The organism is Paraburkholderia caledonica NBRC 102488 (assembly GCF_000685095.1).
Lineage (GTDB): Bacteria > Pseudomonadota > Gammaproteobacteria > Burkholderiales > Burkholderiaceae > Paraburkholderia > Paraburkholderia caledonica.
This window is the reverse complement of record NZ_BAYE01000014.1, coordinates 123,931-150,770: the sequence shown is the minus strand read 5'-3', so window position 1 is coordinate 150,770 and position 26,840 is coordinate 123,931. Positions and strand designations below refer to the sequence as shown.

The 26,840-nt window shown below is 61.5% G+C and carries 23 protein-coding genes; 9 read left to right on the top strand and 14 right to left on the bottom strand.

Going from position 1 to position 26,840, the window contains the following annotated elements:
- Positions 1–27: 27 nt before the first annotated feature.
- The 4 genes from BCA01S_RS25135 to BCA01S_RS25120 all read right to left on the bottom strand — a co-directional run bounded on the left by BCA01S_RS25135 (position 28) and on the right by BCA01S_RS25120 (position 3,722).
- Positions 28–930: a YqcI/YcgG family protein gene (locus BCA01S_RS25135; protein ID WP_027779283.1), complete on the bottom strand. Its 903-nt coding sequence runs from the start codon at positions 928–930 to the stop codon at positions 28–30.
- Between the two features lie 193 nt (positions 931–1,123).
- On the bottom strand, positions 1,124–2,560 hold the full coding sequence (locus tag BCA01S_RS25130) for a cupin domain-containing protein (RefSeq protein WP_042319392.1): 1,437 nt from the start codon (positions 2,558–2,560) through the stop codon (positions 1,124–1,126).
- Between the two features lie 100 nt (positions 2,561–2,660).
- A complete protein-coding gene (locus tag BCA01S_RS35290) occupies positions 2,661–3,470 on the bottom strand; it encodes a thioesterase II family protein (protein WP_042319347.1) in 810 nt (269 codons plus the stop codon).
- 18 nt (positions 3,471–3,488) lie between these two features.
- Positions 3,489–3,722: an MbtH family protein gene (locus tag BCA01S_RS25120; protein WP_027779281.1), complete on the bottom strand. Its 234-nt coding sequence runs from the start codon at positions 3,720–3,722 to the stop codon at positions 3,489–3,491.
- Between the two features lie 303 nt (positions 3,723–4,025).
- On the opposite strand from BCA01S_RS25120, the gene BCA01S_RS25115 reads away from it, so the two are divergent.
- Positions 4,026–4,649 (top strand): nitroreductase family protein, encoded by a 624-nt coding sequence (locus BCA01S_RS25115; RefSeq protein ID WP_027779280.1) that lies wholly within the window; start codon positions 4,026–4,028, stop codon positions 4,647–4,649.
- A 256-nt stretch (positions 4,650–4,905) separates the two neighbouring features.
- Positions 4,906–5,421 carry a BLUF domain-containing protein gene (locus BCA01S_RS36555; RefSeq protein ID WP_027779279.1) on the top strand — a complete coding sequence of 172 codons (516 nt, stop codon included), beginning with the start codon at positions 4,906–4,908 and terminating at the stop codon, positions 5,419–5,421.
- A 67-nt stretch (positions 5,422–5,488) separates the two neighbouring features.
- Here the strand turns inward: BCA01S_RS36555 and BCA01S_RS25105 are convergent, their stop codons facing one another.
- Genes BCA01S_RS25105 through BCA01S_RS25095 form a run of 3 tightly spaced genes read right to left on the bottom strand, consistent with a single transcriptional unit; the run spans position 5,489 to position 9,708 of the window.
- On the bottom strand, positions 5,489–6,964 hold the full coding sequence (locus BCA01S_RS25105) for an efflux transporter outer membrane subunit (protein WP_042319344.1): 1,476 nt from the start codon (positions 6,962–6,964) through the stop codon (positions 5,489–5,491).
- Positions 6,965–6,980: 16 nt separating this feature from the next.
- Positions 6,981–8,573 carry an MDR family MFS transporter gene (locus BCA01S_RS25100; RefSeq protein ID WP_027779277.1) on the bottom strand — a complete coding sequence of 531 codons (1,593 nt, stop codon included), beginning with the start codon at positions 8,571–8,573 and terminating at the stop codon, positions 6,981–6,983.
- The gene (locus BCA01S_RS25095) at positions 8,566–9,708 is read right to left on the bottom strand and encodes an HlyD family secretion protein (protein WP_027779276.1); all 1,143 of its coding nucleotides are present in this window, start codon (positions 9,706–9,708) and stop codon (positions 8,566–8,568) included. Before BCA01S_RS25095 ends, BCA01S_RS25100 begins: the two co-directional genes overlap by 8 nt.
- A gap of 95 nt (positions 9,709–9,803) precedes the next feature.
- Between BCA01S_RS25095 and BCA01S_RS25090 the strand changes: the two genes are divergently transcribed.
- Positions 9,804–10,598: a CerR family C-terminal domain-containing protein gene (locus tag BCA01S_RS25090; RefSeq protein ID WP_027779275.1), complete on the top strand. Its 795-nt coding sequence runs from the start codon at positions 9,804–9,806 to the stop codon at positions 10,596–10,598.
- A 160-nt stretch (positions 10,599–10,758) separates the two neighbouring features.
- On the opposite strand, the gene argE is transcribed toward BCA01S_RS25090, so the two are convergent.
- The 4 genes from argE to BCA01S_RS25070 form a co-directional block, all read right to left on the bottom strand.
- On the bottom strand, positions 10,759–11,922 hold the full coding sequence (argE, locus tag BCA01S_RS25085) for an acetylornithine deacetylase (RefSeq protein WP_027779274.1): 1,164 nt from the start codon (positions 11,920–11,922) through the stop codon (positions 10,759–10,761).
- Complete coding sequence (locus tag BCA01S_RS25080) at positions 11,915–12,592, bottom strand: DUF1028 domain-containing protein (protein WP_027779273.1); 678 nt, start codon at positions 12,590–12,592, stop codon at positions 11,915–11,917. The genes argE and BCA01S_RS25080 overlap by 8 nt, the downstream gene beginning before the upstream one ends.
- A gap of 10 nt (positions 12,593–12,602) precedes the next feature.
- The gene (locus BCA01S_RS25075; protein ID WP_006048278.1) at positions 12,603–13,040 is read right to left on the bottom strand and encodes a RidA family protein; all 438 of its coding nucleotides are present in this window, start codon (positions 13,038–13,040) and stop codon (positions 12,603–12,605) included.
- A gap of 62 nt (positions 13,041–13,102) precedes the next feature.
- Positions 13,103–14,467: a flavin-containing monooxygenase gene (locus BCA01S_RS25070; protein WP_027779272.1), complete on the bottom strand. Its 1,365-nt coding sequence runs from the start codon at positions 14,465–14,467 to the stop codon at positions 13,103–13,105.
- A 209-nt stretch (positions 14,468–14,676) separates the two neighbouring features.
- On the opposite strand from BCA01S_RS25070, the gene BCA01S_RS25065 reads away from it, so the two are divergent.
- The 6 genes from BCA01S_RS25065 (at position 14,677) to BCA01S_RS25040 (ending at position 21,387) form a co-directional block, all read left to right on the top strand.
- Complete coding sequence (locus BCA01S_RS25065) at positions 14,677–15,603, top strand: LysR family transcriptional regulator (RefSeq protein ID WP_027779271.1); 927 nt, start codon at positions 14,677–14,679, stop codon at positions 15,601–15,603.
- A gap of 181 nt (positions 15,604–15,784) precedes the next feature.
- Complete coding sequence (locus BCA01S_RS25060) at positions 15,785–16,948, top strand: SRPBCC family protein (RefSeq protein WP_027779270.1); 1,164 nt, start codon at positions 15,785–15,787, stop codon at positions 16,946–16,948.
- Between the two features lie 32 nt (positions 16,949–16,980).
- A complete protein-coding gene (locus BCA01S_RS25055) occupies positions 16,981–18,162 on the top strand; it encodes an ABC transporter ATP-binding protein (protein WP_027779269.1) in 1,182 nt (393 codons plus the stop codon).
- Between the two features lies 1 nt (position 18,163).
- Entirely contained in the window at positions 18,164–19,210 is a 1,047-nt protein-coding gene (locus BCA01S_RS25050; protein ID WP_027779268.1) for an ABC transporter substrate-binding protein, read from the top strand.
- Between the two features lie 37 nt (positions 19,211–19,247).
- Positions 19,248–20,501, top strand: coding sequence for an ABC transporter permease (locus tag BCA01S_RS25045; protein WP_027779267.1), 1,254 nt, complete (start codon positions 19,248–19,250; stop codon positions 20,499–20,501).
- 58 nt (positions 20,502–20,559) lie between these two features.
- Positions 20,560–21,387, top strand: a complete 828-nt coding sequence (locus BCA01S_RS25040) for an ABC transporter permease (protein ID WP_020069962.1) — start codon at positions 20,560–20,562, stop codon at positions 21,385–21,387.
- A 529-nt stretch (positions 21,388–21,916) separates the two neighbouring features.
- On the opposite strand, the gene BCA01S_RS25035 is transcribed toward BCA01S_RS25040, so the two are convergent.
- From BCA01S_RS25035 to BCA01S_RS25025, 3 genes are read right to left on the bottom strand one after another with little or no spacing between them, the layout of a single operon-like run.
- A complete protein-coding gene (locus BCA01S_RS25035) occupies positions 21,917–22,762 on the bottom strand; it encodes a peptidylprolyl isomerase (protein ID WP_027779266.1) in 846 nt (281 codons plus the stop codon).
- Between the two features lie 2 nt (positions 22,763–22,764).
- A complete protein-coding gene (locus BCA01S_RS25030) occupies positions 22,765–24,585 on the bottom strand; it encodes a ShlB/FhaC/HecB family hemolysin secretion/activation protein (protein WP_027779265.1) in 1,821 nt (606 codons plus the stop codon).
- Positions 24,585–26,597: a two-partner secretion domain-containing protein gene (locus BCA01S_RS25025; protein ID WP_027779264.1), complete on the bottom strand. Its 2,013-nt coding sequence runs from the start codon at positions 26,595–26,597 to the stop codon at positions 24,585–24,587. The genes BCA01S_RS25030 and BCA01S_RS25025 overlap by 1 nt, the downstream gene beginning before the upstream one ends.
- Between the last annotated feature and the right edge of the window lie 243 nt (positions 26,598–26,840).

Here is a 26,840-nt window from a genome sequence, read left to right as displayed (position 1 = left end):
TGCAGACATCCTCGTGCGCCGGCCGCGTCAGTTATCGGCGCCTCGCGCAGTGTCTTTTTGCGCGAAGCCTCTTTCGTGTTCATTGGACGCATCTTGCGGAGCCACCTGACGGCGGGCCTGCCTGGACTGCACTTGCGCCGACTCTGCGTCGCGTGCCTGCGCGCGGCGTTTCAGAAACGGACAGCGCTCCTCGATGGGCACGTTTGCATCGTCGAGAAAGTACTGCTTCCATTCGAGATTGCCCGGATCGCCATAAAAGCCGAGATCGGGATGCGCGGGAATCTCGTCCCATGTTTCCAGACGCTTGCGCACCTGATTGCGCGCCTCGCGGCCAATGACCTTGTTCGTGATCGTATCGACAAACACCGAGCGCGGTTGAAACAGCAGCACCATGCCCGGGCCCAGGTTGCGGCTATGGCGCGCGCGAAACGACGGGCACGCGCACACCACGAACATCTGCACGCCCGCATACGAGAACTCCCACGCCTCGTCCATCGGGTCCGGCTGCTGGTCGGCCGCCGGATCCGGATCGCCGTCGTGCAGACGCTGCAGGACGCCCCAGAACAATGTCCGGTACGCATCGTGCGTAAGCGGCTGTGGGTCCGGTTCGAAAAATACCGCGATGTTGTTTCTCCTGTACTCGGGCTGCACGGCGAGCTCCGCGAAGGTTTGCATCGTCGCGGGCAAGTCGCGCAAATCGCGCCCGTTGACGAACGAGTAGAACATCTCGCCGCGCCGCTCGGCCATCGTGCCAAAAAAGCACGGATACGCCGGATCGAGTACCTGTTCCCGCAGCGTGGCATACGAAGCGCCCAGCCACGCAGGCGCGGACACCGCCGCGCCCGTCGCCCTGCCGGCAATGATCCGGCTCTTCCAGTCGCTGACCTCGAACCGATCGGCCTCTGCGATAGCACTGTTGCCTGCTTGCATCGTTCGCTCTCTCTTCCTGACCCACTGTTGCGCGCGCCGAACGCGCGAGGCATCCCAGCCTGCGCGGCCGGAACGTCGATATTGCTGTCGTGGGGAAGAGGCGCATTTTTTGTCGATCTCCGCCGTTAGCGCCTGCATGGTGCCGGCGGCCTTTTGCCGATCGGTTACGGATATACCGCGCGATCTGCTGCTGTCATGTCGAAGCCGCCGCCGGTTCGTCGAACTCGGCCACGAGGGCCTCGACCCAGTCGTTCGGAATGATCGGCTGGTGGTACGTGCATTCGTTCGATACGACCGTCGAGCCGTGCAGCCTGCCATCCGGAATCAGCACCATGTCGCCTTTGTGCATGGAAAGCTGCATGCCGACGTTGCCCCAGAACAGCATGTCGCCCTCCTCGATCGTGACGAGACGGTGATCGTTGTGCACGTGCGTCGTCGAACACATTTCTTGAGGCTCGACGAAGGTCTCACGGTCGATGCCGGGACACTCCGCGTCGATGCGCGAGCTGATGCGATGCGCGAAGCTCACATAGTCGCGAATCGACGACAGCCAGCGCAACTGTTCGCCAAGATCCCAACGCCCGCGTTCCGCGAGGCGCTCGCCTGCGACAACGCCTTGCACGCATTGAGCGCGCGCCACGTCGCCGAAGCCTTGTGCAACACGCTCCAGCGCACGCGCGCAGCGCTGCTGCAGCGCAGCCCTCAATGCATCGGAATCACCCGGGCCGCGGCTGGCCGGGTGCAGATGCGCGCAAGCCCGTTCGAGCGCGAGCCCGAACGCAAGCCACTCCGCCTCGGCTGCGAACGCCGCGCCGATAAGCGCGAACGCGCGGTCCGGGCGGCGAGCAAGCGCATAGAGCAGATTGCATTTCGCGATGCTCGTCGGCAAATAAAACTGCCAGTACGCATGTTGCCGGCGCGTAATGCAGCTTGCCTCGGCCACGCGTTCGAACAGTGCGTCGTCAGGCACTTGACGGTGAAGGCTCGGCCGCTCGTCGGGCGCGAGCATGTCGAAGAAGCCGCTTGCGCCGGCTCGCGCGAGCGCGCGGCGCTTCGATACCGCGAGCGCCCAGCGCTGCACCATGATGAAACGCAGCCCTTGTTCGAGGTAGTCGTTGCGCATCAACCGCTCGAACGTAGCGCTCCAGAATGCGAGTTCGTCATCGACGATGCGCGTCAGGCGCGTGCTCACGGCGCCTGTCTCTTCGCGGGTATCGACGTCCTTCGTCAGGTATTCGAATGCGTACGCTTCCAGGAACGGCGCAATCTGCGCCCCGAGTTCGCGCGTGTCTTCGCGATAGAAATCGGCAAAACGCTGCCAGTCGGCGGGCTCGCTACTTACCGGCGGGCGCGCGACGTCGAGCTCGTAAATCGACATCAGCGTGCGCCCGGACGCGAGCGCCGGCAGACGACTCACGTTGTGCTCGCGCACGGGTTTCATGAACTTGAGGAAGTCGAAGTCCTCTGGCCGCAGCGGGCGTCGATGGAAGTCGTCGTCGAGCAGCAGTTCAGCGACCGCCGCGCTGCGAAACGGCCCGGCCGCGGCAAACTGTTTGATGAGCGCCACATAGCGCTCGCTGTGCCCAACGAACGGCGAGAAATCGAAGATCGGCAGCGAAGCCTGGCTCATGGTCATTCGTTCCTTATCCGGGTTGCCTCAATATTTCAATTGATGATTACGGCGTGCACGAGGTCAGCGATTCACGCGAGCACTCCGCGCCACCGGTTCGTCATGCCACGACGCCTCGCGCCGGTTGCGCCCGTTGTCCATGCAGCAAGAGCGCTTTGGCTACGGCTGCGAGTACGGCTTCGCGAGCCGTGTCGATGAAGAAGTGCCCGCCGTCGAACCAGTGGACTGCGCATGGGCCGCGTGTCTCGTTTGCCCAGGCGTCGACGTCCGCGCGGTTTGCCGTGGCGGGGTCATCGCGGCCGATGAACACGTCGATCGGACAGTCGAGCATGGCCGATGTATTCGACGTTCCGGGCAGCTTCGCGCGCCTCGCAATATGCGCCGGATGCACGCCGCACAGGTGGAAATCGGCGCGCAGCATCGGCAACATGAAGTCGACGAACTCAGCGTCGTCGAGCAGCTCGGCGGGCGTGCCGCCGCGCTCCCGCAGGCAAGCAATCATTTCGGTATGCGAACAGTTCAGCCAATGCGTTTCGTGCTTGCGGCGGGCGGGCGAGATGGTTGCCGACGCACCGAACCAGACAGGAGCGCGTTCTCCGCGCTCGCACAGCGCGTGCATCAATTCGAGTGCGACGAGCGAGCCCATGCTGTGTCCGAACAACGCAAACGAAGCGCCGCCGACCAGCGCGAGCAGTTCATCTGAGAGTTGCGCGATGAGCGCGGGCCATTCGCTATGCGGCGATACGGACCGGCGCATGCCGTGGCCGGGCAATTCAAGCATGCGTGCCTGCACGAACCAGGGCAACCGTGGCTGCCAGTCCCGGTACAACGCCACGCTGCCGCCTGCATGCGCGAGACACACGAGGACTAGCGGGTCAGACCTACGCGGCAGACCGTTCGACGAGGTCATCGGCTGGACGCCTGTTGATCAAGCATTGGGGACGCTTTCGGCCGCAGAGCTCCCGGCCATGGCCTGGCGCAAGCTCAGCGGACGCATATCCGTCCAGACCTCGTCGATCCATTGCAGGCATTCGTCCTTCTTGCCCGACTTTCCGGCTTCACGCCAGCCGGCTGGAATCGCCTTGTAGCCAGGCCAGATCGAATACTGCTCTTCGTGATTTACAACCACAACGAAGTTCGTGTTTTCGTCACCCCAGCTCATCGCGGCTCCTGAATGAAGTTGTACGTCGGTTTGCGGCTGATCATTCCGGGCAGCCCTCGCAGAAGCGCGGAATATTGCTCCGGCAGATCTTTGAACCGCTATGCATTAAATGCGAATCATTTGCATTTAAATCTACTCGTTGCCCTTGATGGATGTCAAGGTCCATCGCTCGCCCTCTTTGTGTCGGGGCAATGACGGCACAGCTTAAAACAAAACCATTCATCGGACAAGCAAATAGGAATCATTTGCATTTAAATGCGATTGTCGCCATCATCCATCCGACAGAAACTCAATGACACCGTCATGGATACCTCCCAAGTCCGTCAGATCGAGCACACCGCTTCGCCGCGACAACAAGCATTCTTCGAAACGCTGCTCTCGCGCCAGTCGCACTGGCCGCTGGCCGAGCCGGGACCCGGCGCCACCGAGTTAAGCCTGATCTTCGACGCCGCCATGCGAGCGCCGGACCATGGTGCGTTGCGCCCTTGGCGATTCGCGCTGATTCGCGACGACGCGCGCGCTGATTTCGGCGAAGTACTCGTCGATGTCGCGGCGCGGCGCGAGCCGGCAACGTCCCGCGCAGATCACGAGCAACGCCGGCGACGCGCGTACACGGCGCCGCTCGTGATCGTCATAGCCGCAGCACCGACTCCGAATTCGCACATTCCGGAATTGGAGCAACTGCTCGCAGTCGGCGCGGCGGTCATGAACATGCTCAACGCAATTCACGCGCTCGGTTACGGCGGTTTCTGGGCGACGGGCGCCGATGCATACGACCCCCATCTCCAGGCCGCGCTCGACTTCGAGCCAGCCGAGCGCGTGCTGGGTTTTTTATTTGTTGGCACACCGAAATCTCGTGACCATTCGGCGGTGCGGCCACCGCATTCGCTGTATGTGCGTGAGTGGTTGGGGCGCGCATCGGTTTGAAGATGTCTGCAGCGATTGGACAGATCACCCCGCTTCACTAGAAGCTCCGCGAAACGCGGCAGAAAGTGCAATTTCCCAGCAAGCGTTCAAGCACATGATGCGGTCAGTCCCGCGTCAGCCCCGCACTAATCGGACAAACGCATAACGCGTGCCGTCAATTTCCGCCGCATGGGCGCAGCCGTCTAACGTTGGTCGAGTTTAGACAGCCGGCCCTGTACTAAAGTGGAAACGCGCAACGTCTTTTAGAGGTGTCCCTATGTTCTCAGACGAATCCAAACGTCTCGAAACGCGGGACCAGGATGAAACACTATTCGGCGCGGTCTACATCAGCAATGTTGCGTCGGGCGTGGGCATATCAGACGTCGAATCGATTGTGTCGGTGTCTCGCGTGCTCAATCGCGCCGATGCACTGACCGGTTTTCTCGTGCACGCGGGCCGCAATTTTGTCCAGTACCTCGAAGGCGATCCCGCAGCAGTGAGGGAATGCCTGCGCCGTATCGGCAATGACAGTCGTCACTACGACATGCGGATTGTCGCAATCGGCTCGCTCGAAAACAGGCACTTTGCCGAGTGGTCGATGGGGTACTTCACCGGCGACATTCACGGCTCCGAGCGCATCGAAAATGTGCTGACGAGCTGGTCGGGCACGGACCTCTCGCTTCTGGAGGAAGTCTGGCGCATCACCCAGGCTGCCAAAACGCTGCCGGAAGTGAGCGAATCGCATCTCGTAGCAGGCCGGTTCGACGTTCTGCTGCGACGCGGTGCGAAATGAACGGCGCCTTCGCATCGTTGGTGATCCCTTCGCGCTTTGCGCCACACCACGCAAACGCCCGACCGGACTACCCCTGCGGCGCTTGCCACCCGATGCCAAGGCTCTTCTGCAGCGACACGAAGTCCTTCAGCAACTCCGCCTGCCCTGCCACGACATTCTGCTGCGCGCTGAATTCCTGGCGCTGCGTGTCGAGCAAATCGATCAACGTCGCGACACCCGCTGTGTAGCGTTGCCGCATCAGCGCGGCAGAGTGGGTGGCGGACGTCTCCACTTTCAGCAACGTCACGACATGCTCACGCTGATGCCCATAGCGCGACAACGAAGAGTTCGCGTCCTGAAGCGCGCCGAGAACAGCCTTCGTGTAACGAGCCTCGGCTTCGTCTCGCGACGCCTCAGCCGCATGTACGCTGCCTAGCGTGCGTCCGAAATCGAATGCATTCCATTGCAGATAGGGTGCAGTAATCCAGCTGAAGTTGCTCTTGCGTATGAGATGGCCCGGATCGCTCGCGCTGAAGCCGATATCGCCGAACAACGTCACTTTCGGGAAAAAGTCCGCCACGTGTTCACCGATTTGCGCGTTGCTCGATGCAAGCCGCCGCTCCGCGGCTCGAATGTCTGGACGGCGCTGCAACATCGCAGAGGGGTCGCCAATGGGCACCGTCGCAGGCATGGGCGGCAGCGGCCGGGCAGACGCCAGTTGCTGATCCAGCGCGCCGGGTGCGCGCCCAGTCAACACCGCGAGGCGGTCGAGCGAATCGCTCATTTGCGCGTCGAGCGGAATCAGCGTCGAGCGCGTGTTTTCGACCTGCGTGGTCAGACGTTCGACATCGATATCCGCAGCCGTGCCGCGCTCACGCCGCTGCTGCGTCAGCGTCAACATTTTCTGTTCGATGTCCGCCTGGCGCCGCGCGAGTTCAAGCCGCGTTTGCTGGTCGCGCAGGTCGATGTACGTTTGCGCCACTTCCGCGGCAAGCGACACCTGGGTGTCCGCGAGATCCGCGTCGACAGCTTCGGCATTGGCCGATGCGGCTTCGATCGCGCGCCGGGTGCCGCCGAACAGGTCGATTTCCCATGAGGCGTCGAAACCCGCCGTGTAAAGCTGCAGCGGCCCCCTTCCCGACGACGCCGAACTGCCGCCGGACGAGCCCGCCGAACTAAGCGCGCTCAGATCGGGCTCGCGCGTGCGCAGCGCAGCCGCGTTGGCCGAAAGCTTCGGCAAAGCGTCTGCGCGCTGCGACTGCAGCTGCGCGCGCGACTCGCGCAGGCGCGCCTGCGCAATATGCATGTCCGGGCTATGCGCGAGCGCGGCGGCGATCAGATCGTCCAGTTGCGGGTCGTTCAGCGAGAGCCACCACTCACGGGGTGCCGGCGCCGCGGTCGTGCCCGCCGCCGGCGTGCGCACGAACGCGGCGTCGTGAGCATCCTGCGCAACGGACGGTGCACCGCGATAGTCGGGACCGACTGTGCAGCCCGGCAACACAGACAGCGAAGACAGAAGCGCCGCGGCGGCCAGGGCGAAACTCGAGGGACGGTTGAACATCATGTGAGATCAGAAAACATTAGTGTCCGGCGGACGGAGGCGCCGGCGCATTCCTGCGCGGCGTCTTCAGAAGCAACGCAAGAGGAATGCAGGCGACGAGCGCGATGGCGAGCAGATAGAAAGTTTCCGAATAGGTCATTACGATCGCCTGCTGCTGGATCTGCGCGCCGAGCTGGCCGAGCGCTCGCATTCGCGAGTACGCCATGTCGCCGGTATGGGTGAACCAGTTCGCCGCATTGGCGGCAATGCTGTCCTGACCGATCAGCGAATTCGCGCTCACCGATTCACGGATCATTGCCGTATGAAAGGTCGTGCGCCGGTCGATCACGGTGCCGATGATCGCAAGGCCGATCGAGCCGCCGAGATTGCGCGCCATGTTGTAGAGTCCCGCGGCGTCGCCGGAATCTTCGCGTGACACCGCAGCCATGGACGCCTGATTGAGCGGCATCATTGCGAGCATCTGTGCAGTGCCGCGTATCAGCTGCGACCAGACGAAATCGTGCCCGACGCTTTGCGCCGTCAGGCTGATGTCGAGCATGCAACTGAGCGCGTACAACACGAGCCCGGTGATGACCAGAAGACGGAAATCGAACTTGCCAAGCAGCCGCGGCAGCACCGGCATGATCAGAAATGCCGGCAGCCCCGAGAGCAGCATGATCGCGCCCGACTGCTCCGCGTTATAGCCCGCCACCACGCCGAGAAACTGCGGCAGCAGATACGACACCCCATAAAGCGCGGCGCCGACCGCCGACACGATCACGATCACGCTTGCATAGTTAGGATTGCGCATCAGGCCGAGGCGCACGATCGGCTTCTTTGCCGTCATTTGCGAAACTGCGATCAGGATCATGCCGAAAACCGATACGCAGGTGAGCAGGACGATTGTCGACGACTCGAACCACCGCTCACGCTGCCCTTCCTCGAGCACCACCGTGAGCGAACTGAGCCCGATCGCGAGCCCGACGATGCCGAGCCAGTCCGCCTTGAAGAAAGCTTCCCAGTGGGGCTTGTCCGACGGCAGGCCGACAATCAGCAGCGTCATCAGCGCAAGGCAGATCGGCAGGTTCATGAAGAAGCACCAGCTCCAGCTGACGTTCTCCGCGAGCCAGCCGCCGACCACCGGTCCCAGCAGCGGCCCGAGCAGCACGATCAGGCCGAACATCGTCATGCCGACCGGCAACTGCGAAAGCGGCAGCCGCGTGCGGATGATCGTCTGCGCGGTAGGAATCAGCGCGCCGCCAGTAAAGCCCTGGCCGATACGGCCGGCGATCATCATGGGCAGCGTGTGCGACCAGCCGCACATCATCGAAAATGCAATGAAGAGCGCCGAGTTGGTGAGCAGGAAGTTGCGCAGGCCGAAGACGCGTGTGAGCCATGCCGCGAGCGGAATCATCACGATCTCGGACATCAGGTAGCCGGTGGAAATCCATGTACCCTCCGTTCCTGTCGCGCCGATTTCGCCCTGAATCTGCGGCAGCGCGGAGTTCGTGATGGAGATGTCGAGCGTCGCCATCAATGCGCCGAGCGCGCCGGCGGCGACGGCGATCCAGTCGCCGACGCTCGCCCGCTCTTCACCGTGTGGTGCGGCAGGCGCCGCAGTCGCGTCAGCCACGACGGTTCTCGGCATCGATACGCGCATCGCGCTCACGCGCAGACCGCGTGTCGACATCGACCGTCACAGAGAGGCCAGGCAATAAAACGCTGCGCGTTTCCGCCCCCGTATCGATACGAATCCGCACGGGCACACGCTGCACAATCTTCGTGAAGTTGCCGGTCGCATTCTCCGGCGGCAGCAATGCGAACTGCGAGCCGGTGCCCGGCGAGAAACTGTCGATCACGCCATGCAGCGTATGACCGGGCAACGCGTCGACATGCATTTCCACGGGCTGGCCGACACGCATGCGGCCCACCTGCGTTTCCTTGAAATTGGCCAGCAAATAGGTGCTTCGTACAGGAACGACCGTCAGCATCCGCGTGCCGGGCTGCACGTATTGACCGACGCGCACGGTGCGGTCTCCCACCTTGCCGCCGAGCGCACTGCGCACCACCGTGTTCTCGAGATCGAGCCGCGACTGTTGTGCGCTTGCCTCGGCGGCTTCGAGTTGCGCGCGCGCCTGTGCGAGCTGCGCGGTGGCAGAGCCGATTTGCGAACGTGCGGCGTCGACCGCGGCTGCGTTTGCGGCAAGCGTGGCATTCGCCTGGTCGCGCGTGCTGGTCAGCTCGGCCATGCGTTCACTGCTTTCAGCGCCGGTCGCGATGAGCGGAGCGTAACGCCGCACTTCGTCGCTCGCATGCTGTGCACTCACGCGGGCCACCCGCTCTTGCGCCTGTGCCTGCGCGATATTGGACTGCTTCTGTTTGATGTCGGCCTGCGCGCGTTCTATGTCCGCCTTGCGTGCGTCGATGGTGGCGAGCGCCTGGTCGAGCGCGACCTGGTACTGGCGCGCGTCAAGATGCACGAGAGGATCGCCCGGCTTCACCATCTGATTGTCCGCGACATAAACTTCCGTCACATAGCCGGACACCTTGGGAGCGACCGTGACGCTGTCGGCCTGCAGATAGGCGTCGTCGGTACTCTCGATAAAGCGGCCTACGGTCCACCAACGCGCGAGCCAGACACCTCCGGCAATGAGCGCGACGACGCCGAGCGCGATCAACACCGTGCGCCGGCCTGGACGGCGCATGCCTGACGGCGGCGACTCTTCAGCGGGTCGGGGACGGGACGGGGAATCTGCGGTCGTTGACATCTCAGTGGTCCAATTATTTCCAGTTGGCAGAATTATTCCAGTCGATAGAATTGTGTCAAGTGATATATTTGTGTGGAAGTAATGGAGAGAAATGCATGAATCCCGCACAGAAAGTGCGTCGGTCGCCGGAAGGCGGCTACGCGCGCGGTGACGAGACACGTCAACGAATCATCGAAGCAGCGATCCAGCTGTTTGGCGATCACGGATTCGAAGGCGCGTCGACCCGCGAGATCGCGGCTTGCGCCGGCGTCAACGCGCCCGCGCTGCAGTACTACTTCGAGAACAAGGAAGGGGTGTATCGCGCGTGCGTCGAAGCACTGGCCGACGATGCATGGAGAACCTTCGGCCCGGCCATCGAACACGCACAGGCCGTGGTGCGCGAAAACGCCGGGACCAAAGTGTTGATCGACGCTTTCATCCGGATTCAGGAAGCCATGGCGGACGGCGCGTTCACGAAAGCGAGCAAGCCGGGCCGGCGGATGTTCTTTGCACGCGAGCAGGCCGGCTACGAGCCGGAGAGCGCCACGCAGATTCTCGCGTGCCGGATCCGTCAGCCGTTGAACGAAGCGAGCGCCGCGCTGGTCGCGCGTATCTGCGGGCTAGCCTCCGACGACCCGGTCACGCAGATTCGCACTTTCAGTCTGCATGGACAGCTGGTGGTCTTTCACCTCGCGCATCGCTCGACGCTGTCGGTTCTCGGCTGGAAAAGCATGGATGCAGAGAAGGCCGAGCAGTTGAAGTCCACGGTACGCGATCAGACGCGAATACTGCTCGAACACTGGAGCCGGGAACGCGACGCGCGGCACGTGAAAGGCGCGAAAGCCGCGAAAGCCGCGAGCAAACCGCCGCGTTCGCGCAAGCAGGCGCGAGGCGATGACGACGGCAACTGAAGCACGGCCCGGGTATCGGCCGGGGCCGGCCTGGGAGCCGGCCTAGGGACCGGCCGATCACGCGGCGAGCGCCGCGAGTGCTCTGTAAATCGAAGCCGAGGTTTCAGCGCCAGAAACCAAGGTTGAATCGCGACCGCGCGCTGTCGCCAGCGCGTGCGTTTCAATCCATAGCCGAAAGGTAATCCGCCAGACGAGCAAGCATTGCATCGCAATCGCTCAATTGCTGGCTGGTGAGAAATTCATCTGGCTTATGCCCCTGGTCCATACTGCCTGGTCCGCAGACCACGGTGGGAATGCCCGCCTGCTCGAAGAGCCCGCCTTCGGTGCCGAACGCCACCGTGCCAAACTCGTTTGAAGCGGTCAGCAACGTTAGAAGACGCGCCGCTTCGCTGTCGGGCGACGTAGCCAGCCCCGGGTAAGCCGAGAGCGACTGGAAGCGGATGTCGGCGTCGGACTTCACGGCACGCATCCTGTGAAGCAGCTCGGCTTCGGCGTACGTTTGCAACTCATCGGCTACCTGGCCGGCGTCGAAACCCGGCAGCGCCCGGACTTCGAAATCGAACTCACATTCTGCCGGTACGATGTTCAGCGCGCGACCGCCTTTGATAACTCCGGTCTGCACGGTCGAGAACGGCGGATCGAACCGTTCGTCGCGATACTCGGGCTGCGCGAGACGGTCGCCAATCTCTTCCAGACGGCTGATCATGCGCGCCGCGTACTGAATGGCGTTGACACCATACGGCGCATAGGCCGAATGGCACGGCGCACCCTTGACCTGACAGCGCATCGCCAGTTTGCCCTTGTGTCCGAGCACTGGCTTGAGTTCGGTCGGCTCGCCGATCAGACACAGCACCGGCTTATGCGGACGCCGTTCGAGTTCAGCGAGCATAGGTCGCACGCCAAGGCACCCGACTTCCTCGTCGTATGAAAAGGCGAGATGCACCGGGAGCTTCAAATCGCGTTCGACGAAGCTCGGCACCGCCGCGAGCACCGATGCGATGAAGCCCTTCATGTCGGCCGTCCCACGACCGTACAGCCGCCCGTCGCGTTCGGTGAGACGGAAGGCGTCGACGCTCCACGCCTGTCCTTCGACCGGCACCACGTCGGTATGGCCTGACAGCACGATGCCGCCTCGCTCACGCGGACCGATCGTCGCAAACAGGTTCGCCTTGGTACGCTCGGTGTTGTAGAAGAGTTCGCTCTCTACACCCAGTTCGTCCAGGTAATCTCGAATGAACGCGATCATGTCCAGATTCGACTCGCGGCTGACCGTGGCAAAGCCGATCAACGTGGCGAGCAGCGCGCGGCTGGACCTGTCACTCATTGCCGGGCACTCCGTAGCTCGGCGCGGCGGTCGGATTCAACGCGCGAGTCAGATAGTCCTGCATTTGCGGCTGATACGCGCGCCACAAACCGTCGAGTTGGCCGATGGGATCGTCGTCCGCCCAATCGACACGCAAGTCGACGATCGGCCAGCTCACATCGCCCACGATTCTGAGCGCCGCCGAATGCACGGGCCCCGCCTCGCCGCCTGCGGCCATCGCCGCGTGCATGGCCGCGAGGAGCCGATTGGCAAGCGGGCCTGCGGTCTGCTCGAACGCAGGGACCATCGCCTCGATCACTTCGACGCCGGCGAGCATATTGCCCGCTGCCACGCATTGCTTGCCCGCAACCGCGTGATACGTACCCAACGCTTCCTTGCCGCTGAAGAACGCCGTGCGGCCCTGGCTATCGACCACCGTCACCTGACGATATTCGCTCCAGTCGCTTGCCCCTAGCGCACGATCCAACGCGGCGGCGGGATCGAATTGCCCGCTTTCGAGAATATCGAGAATCTGCGGTCCCAGTGCTGGCAGCGTGACGTTTTGCGTCGCGACCACGCCGACGCCTGCACGCACCCAAGGGCATCGGGCGCCCACTGCAATGCTCGAAGAACTGATCGCAACCCCTAGCTGCCCCGATTGCGCGCAGCGTCCGACAATGGAGAATGTCATATCCCGCTCCTCAGGCTTGCGGCCGCGTCCATCCGTCTGGAATGACGGCGATCACGTCGATCTCCATCAGCCATTGCGGCTGACCCAGCGCAACCACGACGAGGCCGGTGGAAATCGGAAATACGCCCTTCAGCCACTTGCCGACTTCCTGATACACAGGCTCGCGATAGCGAACGTCGGTCAAATATGTCGTTGTCTTGACGACGTGAGACAAGTCGCTGCCCGCCTCTTCGAGCAATTGCTTGAGGTTCTTCATGGCCTGCTCGGCTTGGGCGCGCGGGTCGCCCAAGCCGACCAGACGTCCTTCGAAATCGGTCCCCACCTGGCCGCGTACATAAACCGTATTGCCTGCGCGCACGGCCTGACAGAGGTCGTTGTCGAGCGTCTGGTTCGGATACGTGTCCTTCGTGTTGAACATGCGAATACGGGTATGCGTAGGTTGGCTCATGAGTGCACCATTTATATGGGGAGAAAGATGGGGGGAGGCGGATCGCGGAAGAGACGCGTGAATCAGTTCACGCCCATTTCGCTTACTTTATGAACCTTTGAACCGGCGGACGTGCCGTCGGCGGCTTCAGTACCTGCTGTGCTCTCGTCGCGGCTCGCTACCTCGCGTTGCGGTCCATCGTAATACGCCAGATATTTGCGCTGGGTGCTGATGTGATCGGCGACGTGCTTCGCGTCGTGCCACACGCCCCAGATAAACGCAGAGCCGCGACGCGACAACCACGGCAGTCCGAGAAAATAAATGCCCGGCTCCTTTGATACGCCGCGCTGATGCGACGGCTTACCTTTTTCGTCGAACGCGTTCACGTCCAACCAGCCGAAATCGACTGCATAACCGGTTGCCCACACAATCGACGTCACGCCGGCTTCTGCCAGATCGAGTTCGCGAAGCGGATGCGTGACGCACTCGGGGTCGGCGGGAATGGCGCGCGCCTCCGGTTCTTGCGGAAGATCGAGACCGTTGCGCTCGGCATACGCGTCGGCCGCGTCCAGCAGCGACAGATAGTTCTCGTCGCCGCGCGCGATGTTCGCCGCCAGATCGTCTTCGAAGACAGCGACGCCATTGTCGAAGGACTTCGTGAGACCCACGAGCGTAATGCCCTGATGCGCGAGACGCCGGAAGTCCACCGTATGACCGCCGCGCGACCCGCTTACTGCGATCGTCACGTGTTCCCTGCCCGGCTTCATGACCTCCGCGTCCCATTCGCCGAGCACGCCGAGCCACCAGCAAAAATCGCGACCGCGATAAGCGCGCGGCGGACGGTCGTGCGCCCCGACCGACAGATAAACGCGCCTGCCTGCACGCTGCAACTCGTCCGCGATCTGTACGCCGGACGATCCCGCGCCCACCACCAGCACGCCTCCTTCAGGCAATTGCCCCGGGTTGCGATAGTCGGCGGAATGAATTTGCGTGAGACGCGTGTCTTGCGGCGCAATCGGCGGAATGACGGGACGCTGGAAAGGGCCCGTTGCAACGACCACGCGATTAGCCTCGATCGTGCCCTCCGACGTTTCGACCGTAAAGCCCGGACGTCGGGCATTACGCACGACGTGCTTCACCTCCACGCCAGTGCGGATCGGCGCATCGAACTTCTTTGCGTATGCGACGAAATAATCCGCGACCTGCTCCTTCGGCGCAAAAGCGTCCGGGTGAACGTCCGCGAACTCCAGGTTGGGGAAACGATCGTGCCATGCGGGACCGTTCGCAACCAGCGAATCCCAGCGCCCGGTACGCCAGCGCTCGGCAATACGGGCTCGCTCCAGTACGAGGTGCGGCACCCCGAGCCTCGTCAGGTGTTCGCTCATGGCGACGCCGGCCTGGCCGGCGCCGACCACCAGCGTATCGATCGACGTTGTTTCGAGTGTCATGACTGTGTCCTTCAGAAGAGGCTATAGCGAATCGTGCTTGCAGACGGCGTGTGCCGCCCAGGCCGTTCGTCTCCCGTCAAAATCTACCCGCCCGTTCCGAATCCGAAAAACATATTAAAAAAATGCAGCGCATCGGTTTTTCCTATGCAGCGCTTTTTGACCGCCTCACAATGCCGCTCGTTGAAGACCTTGAAGATGGAGCGTCGTCGATGGAAAGTCACCCGTTGCGCTATTCATTGCGCCAGTTGCGCTATTTCGTCGTCACGGCGGAAGCGCTGTCTTTCACGGCGGCGGCAAAGCGCCTGCATATTTCGCAACCGTCGATCTCGACGGCGCTTGCGGATCTCGAAGTCTCGTTCGGCGTGCAACTCTTCATACGACATCATGCGAGCGGTCTTTCGCTCACGCAGGCCGGACGCGATCTGCTCGGCCAGGCGCGCAATCTGCTGAAGATCGCGGAGGAACTGCAAACGACCGCGAAGGAAATGGACGGCGGCATGACGGGCGCGATTGCGCTCGGCTGCCTCGTCTCGCTCGCGCCGCCGCTCATGCCGCGGTTGATCAGCCGCTTTACGGGCGAGCACGCAGGCATTTCGTTTCGCACCGTCGAGGCGCATCAGGACGGCCTTTTGCGCGGCCTGCACGACGGCTCGCTCGACATCGCCCTCACCTACAGCCTCGACCTGACCGAGGACATCGCCTTCACGCCGCTGCTTTCGCTGCCGCCTTACGCGATCCTGCCGCGCACGCATCGGCTCGCCCGCGCGCGCAAGGTATCGCTCGCCGACTTATTGCCCGAGCCTTATGTGATGCTCGACCTGCCGCACAGCCGCGAGTACTTCGCCGCGCTCTTCGACGCCGTGGGCAGCCGGCCGGTGCCGGCGTTTCGCTCGTCGCAGCCCGAGGTCGTGCGCGGCATGGTAGCCAACGGTCTCGGCTATAGCCTGCTTAACTTTCCGCTCAAGTCCAATCGCACGGTAGATGGCGAAGAGTTCGTCATTAAACGCTTCAAAGACAACGTCAACGCAACGATGCTAGGCATCGCGCAATCGCGCACGATGAAGCCTCGCCAGGTCGTGCATCGTTTCGCGTCGTTCTGCGAGAACTACATCCGGCGACTACATATAGACGAGTGATTCACCGCGCTTGGTCGACTGCTTTCAAATTGCGTTCGCTGCATAGACAAAACCTTTGCTTTGTATCTGAAAACAATATTTTGGCTTGCAAATTGGCTTGATAGATTGGTGGCCATGTTGAGCGCTACGCCGCGAGGCTTTACGCCGGCTCGCTCTTACCGTCACGAATCGAGGGGGACGCATGACCGACCTGCCAACGACGACTGCAGTGCAAGGACTGGTTGAAAACCTGCAGACAGGTTGCGAACGGCCATTCGGCGATGCGCATGCAATGCCGCCCGGTGTCTACACGTCGCCCGAATTCCTGGCGCTGGAAGAGCGCGCCATCTTCTCGCGGGAATGGCAATGCGTCGGCCGCGCGAGCGCGCTGAAAGCCCCAGGTGATTACCTGAGCGCGCGCATCGGCGCGCAACCCGTTGTAGTTCTGCGCGACGAACAGATGCAACTCAGGGCGATGTCGAACGTGTGCCTGCATCGCATGTCGGTATTGCTCGAAGGACGCGGAAACGTGCGCCGCATCGTCTGCCCGTATCACGCGTGGAATTATTCACTGGACGGCGCATTGCACGGCGCGCCGCTCATGGACCGGCAACAGGGCTTCTGCAAGGAAAACTACCGGCTGCCCGCAGTGCGTTGCGAAGAATGGCAAGGCTGGCTCTATGTGACGCTCGACGAAAACACGCCGCCCGTGCGCAAGCAGCTTGCCGATCTGAGCGAACTGATCGGCGCATATGGCATGTCGGACTACATTGAAACGTTCTATGAAGAGCACGTGTGGGACACGAACTGGAAGATCCTCGCGGAAAACTTCATGGAAAGCTATCACCTGCCCATGTTGCATCGCGCGACGGTCGGACCGCATTCGCGGCTCGAAGAAATGGAATGCCCGCCGGGTTATCCCGCGTTCAACTATCACTGGATTACGAAGGAAGCGTCTTTGCCGATCGGCAACGCGCATCCGGAGAACACGCGACTTACCGGGCATTGGCGCAAGACCACCGCGCTGCTCGCGATCTACCCGACGCATCTGGTCACGCTTACCCCAGGTTACTTCTGGTATCTCGTGCTGCAACCTCAGGGCGTAGGGCGCGTGCATATCCGCTTCGGCGGAGGGCTTGCGCCGGAGTTCATCGCGGACCCCGAGGCGAACGGGCACATGGCGACGCTGAAGAAACTGCTGGACGACGTGAACGCCGAAGATAAACGCGGCGTGGAAGCGGTCTTTCGCGGCGTGCACGCGCCGCTCGCCAAACCGGGCCATTTGAGCCATCTCGAACGCCCCAACTATGACTTCGCGCGCTACATTGCCAGCAAGATCGCCGCGACGCAGCCCGGTACACATTGATTACGACGCATCATCGACAGGACGCGATCACGATGTCAAACCCTTCCTTCATTTCGCTCTCGCGCGTGAGCAAATCGTATGACGGCGCCCAATATGTCGTCGATGACTTGAATCTCGAGGTGGGCAAGGGAGAATTTCTGTCGCTGCTCGGGCCCTCCGGCTCGGGCAAGACAACCACGCTGATGATGCTCGCGGGATTCGAAACGCCCACTCACGGCGAGATCCGCCTCGACGGCCGCCGCCTCGACGACAAGCCGCCGCATCAGCGCGACATCGGCATGGTGTTTCAGAACTACGCGCTCTTTCCGCATCTGACCATTGCGGAGAACGTCGCCTTTCCGCTTTCCGTGCGGCACGTGAGCCGCGCCGAGCAGAAGGTGCGTGTGAAGCGTGCGCTCGACATGATCGAACTTCCGCATCTGGCGAACCGGCGTCCCGCGCAACTCTCCGGCGGACAGCAGCAGCGCGTCGCGCTCGCACGTGCGCTCGTGTTCGAGCCGAGTGTCGTGCTGATGGACGAGCCGCTCGGTGCGCTCGACAAGCGCCTGCGCGAAACGATGCAATACGAAATCATGCGCCTGCATCGCGAACTGTCGCTCACGATCGTCTACGTGACGCACGATCAGGCGGAGGCGCTGACCATGTCGAACCGCGTGGCCGTGTTTTCCGATGGTCGCATCCAGCAGGCCGCCACACCGAGCGAGCTCTACGAAAACGCGCAGAACGCGTTCGTCGCCAACTTCGTCGGCGAGAACAACGGACTGACCGGGCGCGTGGCGAATACGGGCGACGGCTCCGCAACGCTCGCGCTTTCGGACGGCAGCATGATTCGCGGCCGTTGCGAAGAGGGCCTGCGCGCCGGCGACGAAGCGATGCTCGCGTTGCGCCCCGAACGCGCGCATATCCCGAGCGCGGAAGGCACGCTCGCCGCCGAACACGACAACGTAGTGCGTGCGCGCGTCGACGAACTGGTGTATTGCGGCGATCATCACCGAGTACATCTGACACTCGGCTCGCGCGATTCGATTGTCGTGAAAGTGCCCAACACCCAGCGCCATGCGCTGCCCTCGCCCGGCAGCACCATCGACGTCGCGTGGCGCCACGACGACTGCAAGATCCTCGCCGCACCTGCGCTCCGAAGCGCGCCCGCAATCAACGTAACCACACCGCCCTCACCTTCCATAATCACGACCGCACCAGCAGGAGCCAACTGACATGCGCACCCTCATCAAAGCACAATGCGCTGCACTCGCCGTAGCCGCATTCGCCACCGTGACCACCCAGGCAGCGGAGACGCTCTCCGTCGTGACCTTCGGCGGCGCGTACGAAGCGGCGGCCAAGAAGGCCTACTTCGAACCGTTCACGCAGGCCACGGGGATCGGCTTCTCGACCGAATCGTATGACGGCGGTCTCGCCAAGCTTTCCGCGATGGAGCAGGCCAAAAACACCACGTGGGATCTGATCGACCTCGAAACCAACGATGAGATCACCGCCTGCGACGAAGGCCTCCTGCAGAAGTTCGACAAGAAGACGATCGGCAAGACGAGCGACTTCATTCCCGGCTCGATCAGCGATTGCGCGGTCGCGAGCATGGTGTGGTCGACGGTCTATGCGTACGACGCGAGCAAGCTCAAGACCGCGCCGACCACCGTCAACGACTTCTTCGACCTGCAGAAATACCCGGGCAAGCGCGGCTTGCGCAAGTCGCCGAAGGTGTCGATGGAATGGGCGTTGATCGCGGACGGTGTCGATCCTAAAGATGTTTACAAGGTGCTCGGCACGCCCGCCGGCGTGGATCGCGCGTTCAAGAAGCTCGACACGATCAAGAAGAGCATTGTGTGGTGGGAGTCGGGCGCGCAGGCGCCGCAGTTGCTCGCGGACGGCGCGGTCGTCATGACGCAGGCCTACAACGGCCGCATCTCCGATGCCGCGAAGAAGGACAACAAGCCGTTCAAGGCGGTCTGGGACGCGCAGGTCTACGACTTCGACTGGTGGGCAGTGCCGACGGGCGCGAAGCACGCCGACGCCGCGGCGAAATTCATCGTCTCGGCTTCGCAACCCAAGGCTTACGCGGATCTGTCGAAGTACATCGCGTACGCGCCGCCGCGCAAGGACGCGATTGCGCTCATCGACAAGCAGCGTCTTGCCGATCTGCCGACCGCACCCGAGAACTTCAAGCGCGCGCTGCAGATCAACGCGAACTTCTGGGCCGACAACGCGGACCAGATCAACAAGCGCTTCCAGGTGTGGCTGACGCAGTAACGCCACCGTTCGACGAGAGCCCAACTTGACTACCAGCATGCCCGCTTCCGCCCAAGGTACGGTCCCGGGCTCTCCGACGAGAGCCGAAGGCCGCGCGTCGTTCCAGAAGGCGCGCCGCCGCGCATCGTTGCAGGCGCTGCTGCTTGCACTGCCGTTGCTCGTGTTTCTGCTCTCGACGTTCATTGCGCCGATCATGCTGCTGCTCGCGCGCAGCGTCGAGAACCGCGAAGTGCCGGACAGCATGCCCGCACTTACACGTGCGCTCGATGCATGGGACGGTCGCGGCGTGCCGGACGAGGCCACGTTCGCGCTGCTCGCCGCGGGGCTCAAGGAGGCCCAGCAAAGCGGACAGCTCGGCACCGTGGCGCGGCGGCTGAATTTCGCACAGCCCGAGTTTCGCAGCCTGCTCATGCGCACCGCGCGTCAGCTATCGGGCGATGCGCCGCCGGCGTGGAAGCCGGCGCTCGTCGAACTCGACGAACGCTGGAACTCGCCCGAGACGTGGCGCTTGCTGAAGCGAGCCGCAGCGTCGCCGACGCCCGACTATCTGCTCGCCGCGGTCGATGCGCAGGTGACGCCTCAAGGCACGCTCGCTTTCGTCGCGGATAACGCTTCGGTCTATCGGCAAGCGTTCGTGCGGACCATCTCGATCAGCGCGACGGTCACGCTGCTATGCCTCGTGCTTGGCTATCCTGTCGCGTGGCTGCTGGCGAACCTGCCCGCGAAAAGCAGCAACCGGCTGATGCTGCTCGTGATCGTGCCGTTCTGGACTTCGCTGCTCGTGCGCACGACAGCGTGGTATGTGTTGCTGCAACCGGGCGGCGTCATCAATAGTCTGGTGACGGGTCTCGGCCTCGCCACTCACCCGCTGCCGCTCATTTTCAATCGTACAGGCGTTCTGATCGGCATGACGCATGTGCTGCTGCCGTACATGATTCTCGCGAACTACTCGGTCATGAAAAGCGTGTCGCCGGTTTATATGCGCGCCGCGCAATCGCTCGGCGCGCATCCGCTCACCGCGTTCGTGCGGATCTACGTGCCGCAGACGCTGCCGGGCGTCGGCGCCGGCTGCTTCCTCGTGTTCGTGCTCGCGCTCGGCTACTACATCACGCCTGCGCTGCTCGGTGGCGCCGGCGACGAGATGATCAGCCAGCTCATTGCAATGCAGACGAACACGCAGCTCAACTGGGGCCTCGCCGGTGCGCTCTCGGCCTATCTCGTGATCTTCACGGCGATCTTCTATTTTCTCTTTAACCGGATCGTAGGCATTGACCGCTTGCGCTTCGGGTAAGCACCGTTCGAACGCACACGCGACGAAGCAAGACGAAGGGACACGACGAAGGAACGATATGCAAGATCAACGCAACAAGATGCTGACCGAACGCGTCGCCGCGCGCTGGGTGCGGCTGCATACCGCACTCGTGCTGTTCTTCCTGATTGCGCCGATTCTCGCGATCATCCCGCTCTCGTTTAATTCGGGATCCTACTTTTCGTATCCGATGCAAGGATTTTCGCTGCGCTGGTATGAGCAGGCGCTCACGAGCGCGGACTGGCAACGTTCGCTGCTCAATAGCCTTGGCATCGGCGCGGCTTCGACGGTGATTGCCACGTGTCTCGGCACGCTCGCCGCATTGGGCCTGTCGCGCTCGCAGTTTCCGCTGCGCTCGCTGATCATGCCGCTCATTATTTCGCCGATGATCGTACCCATCGTCGTGGTCGCAGCGGGCTTCTATCTGATCTTCGCGCCGCTCGGACTCGTGAACTCGTATCCCGGTGTGGTGCTTGCGCATGCGGCGCTCGGCACGCCATTCGTCGTGATTACCGTGACCGCTTCGTTGCTTTCGTTCGACCACAGCCTGTTGCGTGCCGCTTCAGGGCTCGGCGCGCCGCCGTGGGTGACATTCAGGCGCGTGACGTTGCCGCTCATCATGCCGGCGATCGCCACCGGCAGCGTCTTCGCGTTCGCGACGTCATTCGACGAGGTGATTGTCATTCTGTTCATCGGCGGCCCGGACCAGACAACCGTGCCGCGGCAGATGTGGAGTGGAATTCGCGACTCGATCGACCCGTCGATCCTCGCCGTCGCGACAATGCTGATCGTGTTCGCAGTGCTGCTCTTTGCGAGCATCACGTGGCTGCGCGGGCGGGCGGCGGCTGCTAGTAATGCTCTTGTTTGATGGAGGGGAGGCTGTTGCCGGCCCGATGCCAACCTTCATGCTTAAGCCAAGAACCCCACTGTCCATCGTGTGAATGACCATTGTTTCCCGAGACCAACAAAGGCAACGCCGCCATAGACGAGTGCTGGACCCAAAAACCATGAAATGAAGACTGCCAACGCCCACCAGGGTACATCGCAATGGTCGATCTCATAGCACCCGTGGATAGCGCCTTTTCCACGCGGCCAATCGATGTGACTCGTCACATAACCAAAGAACCATGCCACGAGAAGCCCAAGACCCATTGCTGAAATGACACCCGACAGTCGTCTCATTTCAGTGCCCAAAAGAGAATTTTCTTCGACTTACCCAAATCTGAATAGCCCGGTCCGAGTGCCTTGCCCGCCGACACCAAACACGTAATTCGGAGCGGCCGCGTCTAAAAGCGACGCCGTAGGCTCCCTTTCTGAACTAGAGCGGCACGCCGATGACGAAGCTGCCTCATGTATCGGTGTCTGTGACGCCATCCACTCATGTGACACCTCCCTTCTCACTGCCGGATCGCTGCTGTTTGAAGCTGTTCGCTAACGAAAGCCGCCGCGGCTTTCTCCAAGGCGAGCGTTTTCAACTGCGCACGGATCGCATCCTTTGCTTGGTCGAACGTCGGCACATTGGTGGGACGCTTCGCGTCGAGTTTCACAATCACGCGTGCATCGGCGGTCACGATCGGCGTCGGGGTGATGCCGCCAACGGGCAACTGGATGATTGCCTGCGCGAGCGCGATAGGCAGCCCTTGAGTCTTACCTTCTGTCACAGGCGTCTTGAAACTCACCCACGGCAGCTCGCCGCCGGCCGACCTTGTGGGTGCCACACTATATTGGCGGGCCACAGCGTCAAACGCCGCGCCCGCTTTAAGCTGAGCGATGACTGCGTTGGCCGTCGCATCATCAGCAACGGCAATCACTCGTGCCTTGTAGTCTTCCTTGCCGAGTGATCCGACGATTTCGTCATAACGGGCTCGAATCCGCCCATCGGTCACGGGCTCCGGATGAAGGTTGTCTCTCAGATAGATTTGCGTTTCGGCGTTGATCTTCGCGACACTAATCGCCTGCTGCACCTCCGGCTTGGCATCGTAATGCTGCTTCTCGGCGTTCTGTCTGAAAAGTTCGCGCGCAATGAGTTGCTGCTTGATAAGCTGGCGCAAGCGCGTTGTGTCTGGCTGATGGGACTCTTGTACTGCCGCATCCAACTCCATTTGCGAGATCGGCATCCCATTGACAAGTGCCACGACACCCGCTGGCAAGTCTGCCGCAGCCGCCTGTGCAGAAACGTTAAAGGCAGCGCCCAGACAAAAAGCGCTCGCTGCGACGAAGGACAACGGGGAGTATTTTTTCACGACTAGTAATTCCAGTTAATTGTTGCAAGCGCCAAAGTTGCCTTGGGGCCAAGCGCAGCCGGTTGAGTCAGCGCACGGCCAACGAGCGCTTCTGCCGACAGCATCTGTCGATGCCACAACCATTGCGTGCGCAATCCCGCGCCTGCTCCCGCGAGTGTTGGAAAACCCGGCACGGCGACGAGACTTGCCTTGCCGGCATCGCAGAATATGTAAGGCTCTACACGTCCGTCATGCCATGCCGGAACGTTCAGCCATGCGATCTCATTGCGCGAATACAAGCCTCTATCGCCGGCGATCTCGCCCGAACGAAAGCCGCGAACGGTATCCATTCCGCCGAGGTACAACTGTTCGGAACCGTAGAGCGCGACATTGGTGAATTGTCCGCTCAAGGTTCCGCGGTAGGCGAGCGCCACCCGACCGAGCTTCGGCAACGGAACTGTGAAAGAAGCCGTGGCATCGAGCTTCGTGAACTGACTGTGTGCATCGTCACGGCCGATTCCGTGCGGATCATGATCTGCCTCCAGCCACGGCAACCCCTCGGCAATGCCTGCATCGAAAGTGATGTTACCTGCGGCGTCGTTCACGACGAATTTCCGCAGCCAGTTTGCACCAACACGTAAAACAGCGATGTGCTGCGGGTTTAGTTCGATATTGTTGATTTCGCGATCCGTGCGCCGCCACGATAGTGTTGCGTCCAGATTCGTAATGCCGGCCTGACTGCGATCGAGTGTGTAATTCCATCCGAGAATATGGCTCAACGTGCGTCCATACATCAGCGCACTCGTGCCTATCACCTGTTGGTATTCCGAATCCGAGAACGTGTAGCTGAATGTATGTCGCCCATATGGCATCGCGAACGAACCGACGAACGCATTGCTGTCCTCGCTATTAAGGAAATTCAGACTGATCGACTCCTGCAAGCCAATGAGGTTGTCGGCTTCGACACCTGCGCGATAACGCGTAACCCCGGTCGCGGAGCTGCCGTAATTGTCGACGCCTAGCGTGTAGTAAAGTCGGTCGCCGGGGCGATTGCTGATCGCAACAACAGAATCGCCCGGAGATTGGCCAGGAAGAATCTGGATTTCGGCCTGATTGCGGCGCAGACGGTTGATTTGTGAGACACCTTGGTCAATATCGGGCAACCTGAGCGGGTCGCCAGGTGCTGCCGGGAATGCCCACTCGGACCCCGCGTCCGTCAGCAGGCCACCGCCAGCAGACTTTTCATCCTTCTTCAGCCGTTTTCCCAGCGGCTTCCCGTTCAGCGTGTACTCTGAAATGCGACCGACCTGGACTCGGATCGTCAGCACGCCAGACTCAAGATTTTGCGGTCCGAGAAACGCACGCGTCGTAATGTAACCGGACGACACGAACGCATCGGTAAGCCGCTTGAGCAATACGTTCAGACGATGTGAGCCAAGGGCGTGGCCGACGAACGGCGTCACAATCGCGTCAACACCCGTTTGAGGCAGAACCGTATTGCCTTCAACCGTGATGCGGGTGATCGGAAACGCGGGCCCGGGCTCATGAATCTGGTCAACCGGTGTATCTAGGGGAACGTCTAGCGAACCTTGCGACGCAGACTCCGGCAAGGTGATCGACGGTGGTGCCTGATTTAGCTGTCTCTGTGCCGCCTGCTCGCGCTGCTGGTCGATGATCAGCTGCGCGGGATCCTGCACCGGGCGAGCTAGTGGTAGCGACTGGAGCGGAATAGGCGGAACCGGCGGCGTTTGTGCGAGAACAGCTGCACTCGGCGCGAAGACGAGCGGCAACACTCGAAATATCAGCGAGCGCTTCGCACGTGACTTACTCGATACTGACTGCATCAATGCCACCACCACGTTGTCATGCCCAAGTGCTGGCCAAGCTGCACCGGAGTCGACGCAGGAGCACGAACCGTCGTTATGCGGCCACTTGCGGAAACGCCTTTGCCGCCGACGATGTAACCGCCATCGATAGTAGCGCTGCCTACCAGTGATACTGATCCGTTGGCCGTAAAGCCACCGCCTACATCGGTCGCGATAATTTGCGCCCATGTGCTGCCAAAAAATGCCTTGAATCCGCGGCCTTGATTTATCGCCGAATAACCGGTGACGCCTTGTGCGTAGGTCATGGGAGCGGACACGGCAATATCACCACCGGCGAAAACGTTCCCGCCGATGTTACGTGCGACGGTCCCTGCGGAAATCGCGATGTTTCCACCGGACTGGATCGTGCCACCGTGAGGCATCACATTGCTTGACGCGCTTGCATGACAGAAAACCCAGCAACTGCGCGCATAGCTGGCCTGCCCAGAAAATACCGCTTCGTTAGTGAACGCCTGCTGGGCGGTGATTGAAATGTCGCCCTCGTTGGACTGGATGAGGCCGCCCGAGTTGATGACGTTTCGCCCCGAAACCTTGACCGATCCCGCAGTCGATGCAATGTATGCGAGCTGTCCCGGTTGGGCGACGGTACCGTAATCGACGTCAAAGCCGCTCGTACCGTGAGTGAAAAACAGGAAACTGCCGCCTGTATGCGAGTAGGCGACAGGCTGTCCACTGTTTGTTCCGTCGGTATGATCGATGATGTTGGATATGTCGCCTTGCGCGATTACACTGGTTTTTCCATTTGCCAGTACGCGACCGTTCTCATTGGTGATGTTGCCTTGTGCGTTCAGCGACGTCTGGCCGTTTGCCGCAAAGACAATGCCAAGATTGGCCACACTCGATCGATTCAGGATGCTACCGGTGGCGTTCAACGTCACATCGCCGCCGACGGTAACGCCACCCGAGGTGGTCCCGCCTGACTGGATCAAACTGCCCGTGTTGGAAATGTCGCCGGTACTGGTCAGTTGGACAGCGCCGTTTTGTGCGGTAAGCGTAGAGGCACTTGCAGCGTCATCGACAAGCGTAATGCCGTTCGCATTTACCGTCGCCCCATTGGCAGCAGACGTCTGTGCTCCACGCAACAGGAACGCGCCTGACGTTGTGACCTCAATATTGTTTTCTGCCTTGATCGATCCGCCGATTACGCTCACGTCACCAAGCGCGGATACAACGACATCACCAGCGCTTGCGTAGATCGAACCGAGATTACGCACGCCCGCACCCTTGTCCGTGACCATGAGTTGCACGCGACCGCCAGTCAACCCACCGAGCGACGTGATGTCGACAGCCAATGCCGAATTCGTCGAGCCGGGAGATGTTGAACTGACGAGCCAGTCGTGGTTGTTATCACTGGGCGACAGGCTCGTGTCAAACGTGTTGGTGCTGTCTCCGATAGTTGCTCGCACTCCGCCCGTCGACGTCGTGAAGTTGTTAGTCACAGGACCGTTCACTAACAACTGCTTAGCAATCAGATCGAGATTGACAAGGGTGCCGCTGAGTCCGCCGGGACCGATGGCGATCGCGCCGCGATTCGTGGTTAGAACGACATTTCGTTGCATGACACCTGGTGCCGGCGCGAGATCGTTAAAGCTCACCTGACCTGTCGACAGAACAACGTGGCCGGCGTTGACGAAGCTGCCGCCGTCGAAAGTGATGCCGTTTGGATTCGCAAGGATGACATTCGCGCGTGGCCCGAGCACGGTGATGTCGCCCTGGATCAGGGACGGGTTTGTGCTGGTCACCTGATTCACGATTGTGCGGGCGTTGATGCCGACGTTGTTCAGATTGGCGCCGGCTTTCGATACGTTGAATGAGGTGTACGTGTTGTCGGAAACTCCGCCGATTGCGGGGGCGATATTTACGGTTTGACGCCCACCCGGTGAGATGGTGACAGTTGTCGCCGTGCTGCCGTCGACCACAATGCCCGCGGCGTAACCGGCGCTCGACGTGACAACTGCGCTCAATGCAATGAATGTGAATAAATAGAACGACCGCCGCTGGCGCTTCGTTCGTCCAATGCTGGTCTTCAAGTGCTTCCCCGATTTCGCTTACATTTCCCGCTGATTGTCAGTCGAATGTTATATTCATTGCGGACAAAGCCCTTGGTCGTCCGCGAAGTAGTCAGGTGACTATGCGCAAATCGCAAATGGAACTGCCATCGATCCTGGTTGCTTTAAGCCGTCTATTCAGATGATCTCGATAAGACAACGACC

Coding starts and splice junctions, on each gene's coding strand:
- BCA01S_RS25050 (WP_027779268.1), top strand. CDS start 18,164: ATGCGCACCCTCATCAAAGCACAATGCGCTGCACTCGCCGTAGCCGCA.
- BCA01S_RS25080 (WP_027779273.1), bottom strand. CDS start 12,592: ATGACATTCTCCATTGTCGGACGCTGCGCGCAATCGGGGCAGCTAGGG.
- BCA01S_RS25135 (WP_027779283.1), bottom strand. CDS start 930: ATGCAAGCAGGCAACAGTGCTATCGCAGAGGCCGATCGGTTCGAGGTC.
- BCA01S_RS25120 (WP_027779281.1), bottom strand. CDS start 3,722: ATGAGCTGGGGTGACGAAAACACGAACTTCGTTGTGGTTGTAAATCAC.
- BCA01S_RS35290 (WP_042319347.1), bottom strand. CDS start 3,470: ATGACCTCGTCGAACGGTCTGCCGCGTAGGTCTGACCCGCTAGTCCTC.
- BCA01S_RS25070 (WP_027779272.1), bottom strand. CDS start 14,467: ATGACACTCGAAACAACGTCGATCGATACGCTGGTGGTCGGCGCCGGC.
- BCA01S_RS25075 (WP_006048278.1), bottom strand. CDS start 13,040: ATGAGCCAACCTACGCATACCCGTATTCGCATGTTCAACACGAAGGAC.
- BCA01S_RS25040 (WP_020069962.1), top strand. CDS start 20,560: ATGCAAGATCAACGCAACAAGATGCTGACCGAACGCGTCGCCGCGCGC.
- argE (WP_027779274.1), bottom strand. CDS start 11,922: ATGAGTGACAGGTCCAGCCGCGCGCTGCTCGCCACGTTGATCGGCTTT.
- BCA01S_RS25105 (WP_042319344.1), bottom strand. CDS start 6,964: ATGATGTTCAACCGTCCCTCGAGTTTCGCCCTGGCCGCCGCGGCGCTT.
- BCA01S_RS25065 (WP_027779271.1), top strand. CDS start 14,677: ATGGAAAGTCACCCGTTGCGCTATTCATTGCGCCAGTTGCGCTATTTC.
- BCA01S_RS36555 (WP_027779279.1), top strand. CDS start 4,906: ATGTTCTCAGACGAATCCAAACGTCTCGAAACGCGGGACCAGGATGAA.
- BCA01S_RS25115 (WP_027779280.1), top strand. CDS start 4,026: ATGGATACCTCCCAAGTCCGTCAGATCGAGCACACCGCTTCGCCGCGA.
- BCA01S_RS25095 (WP_027779276.1), bottom strand. CDS start 9,708: ATGTCAACGACCGCAGATTCCCCGTCCCGTCCCCGACCCGCTGAAGAG.
- BCA01S_RS25055 (WP_027779269.1), top strand. CDS start 16,981: ATGTCAAACCCTTCCTTCATTTCGCTCTCGCGCGTGAGCAAATCGTAT.
- BCA01S_RS25060 (WP_027779270.1), top strand. CDS start 15,785: ATGACCGACCTGCCAACGACGACTGCAGTGCAAGGACTGGTTGAAAAC.
- BCA01S_RS25030 (WP_027779265.1), bottom strand. CDS start 24,585: ATGCAGTCAGTATCGAGTAAGTCACGTGCGAAGCGCTCGCTGATATTT.
- BCA01S_RS25045 (WP_027779267.1), top strand. CDS start 19,248: ATGCCCGCTTCCGCCCAAGGTACGGTCCCGGGCTCTCCGACGAGAGCC.
- BCA01S_RS25090 (WP_027779275.1), top strand. CDS start 9,804: ATGAATCCCGCACAGAAAGTGCGTCGGTCGCCGGAAGGCGGCTACGCG.
- BCA01S_RS25130 (WP_042319392.1), bottom strand. CDS start 2,560: ATGAGCCAGGCTTCGCTGCCGATCTTCGATTTCTCGCCGTTCGTTGGG.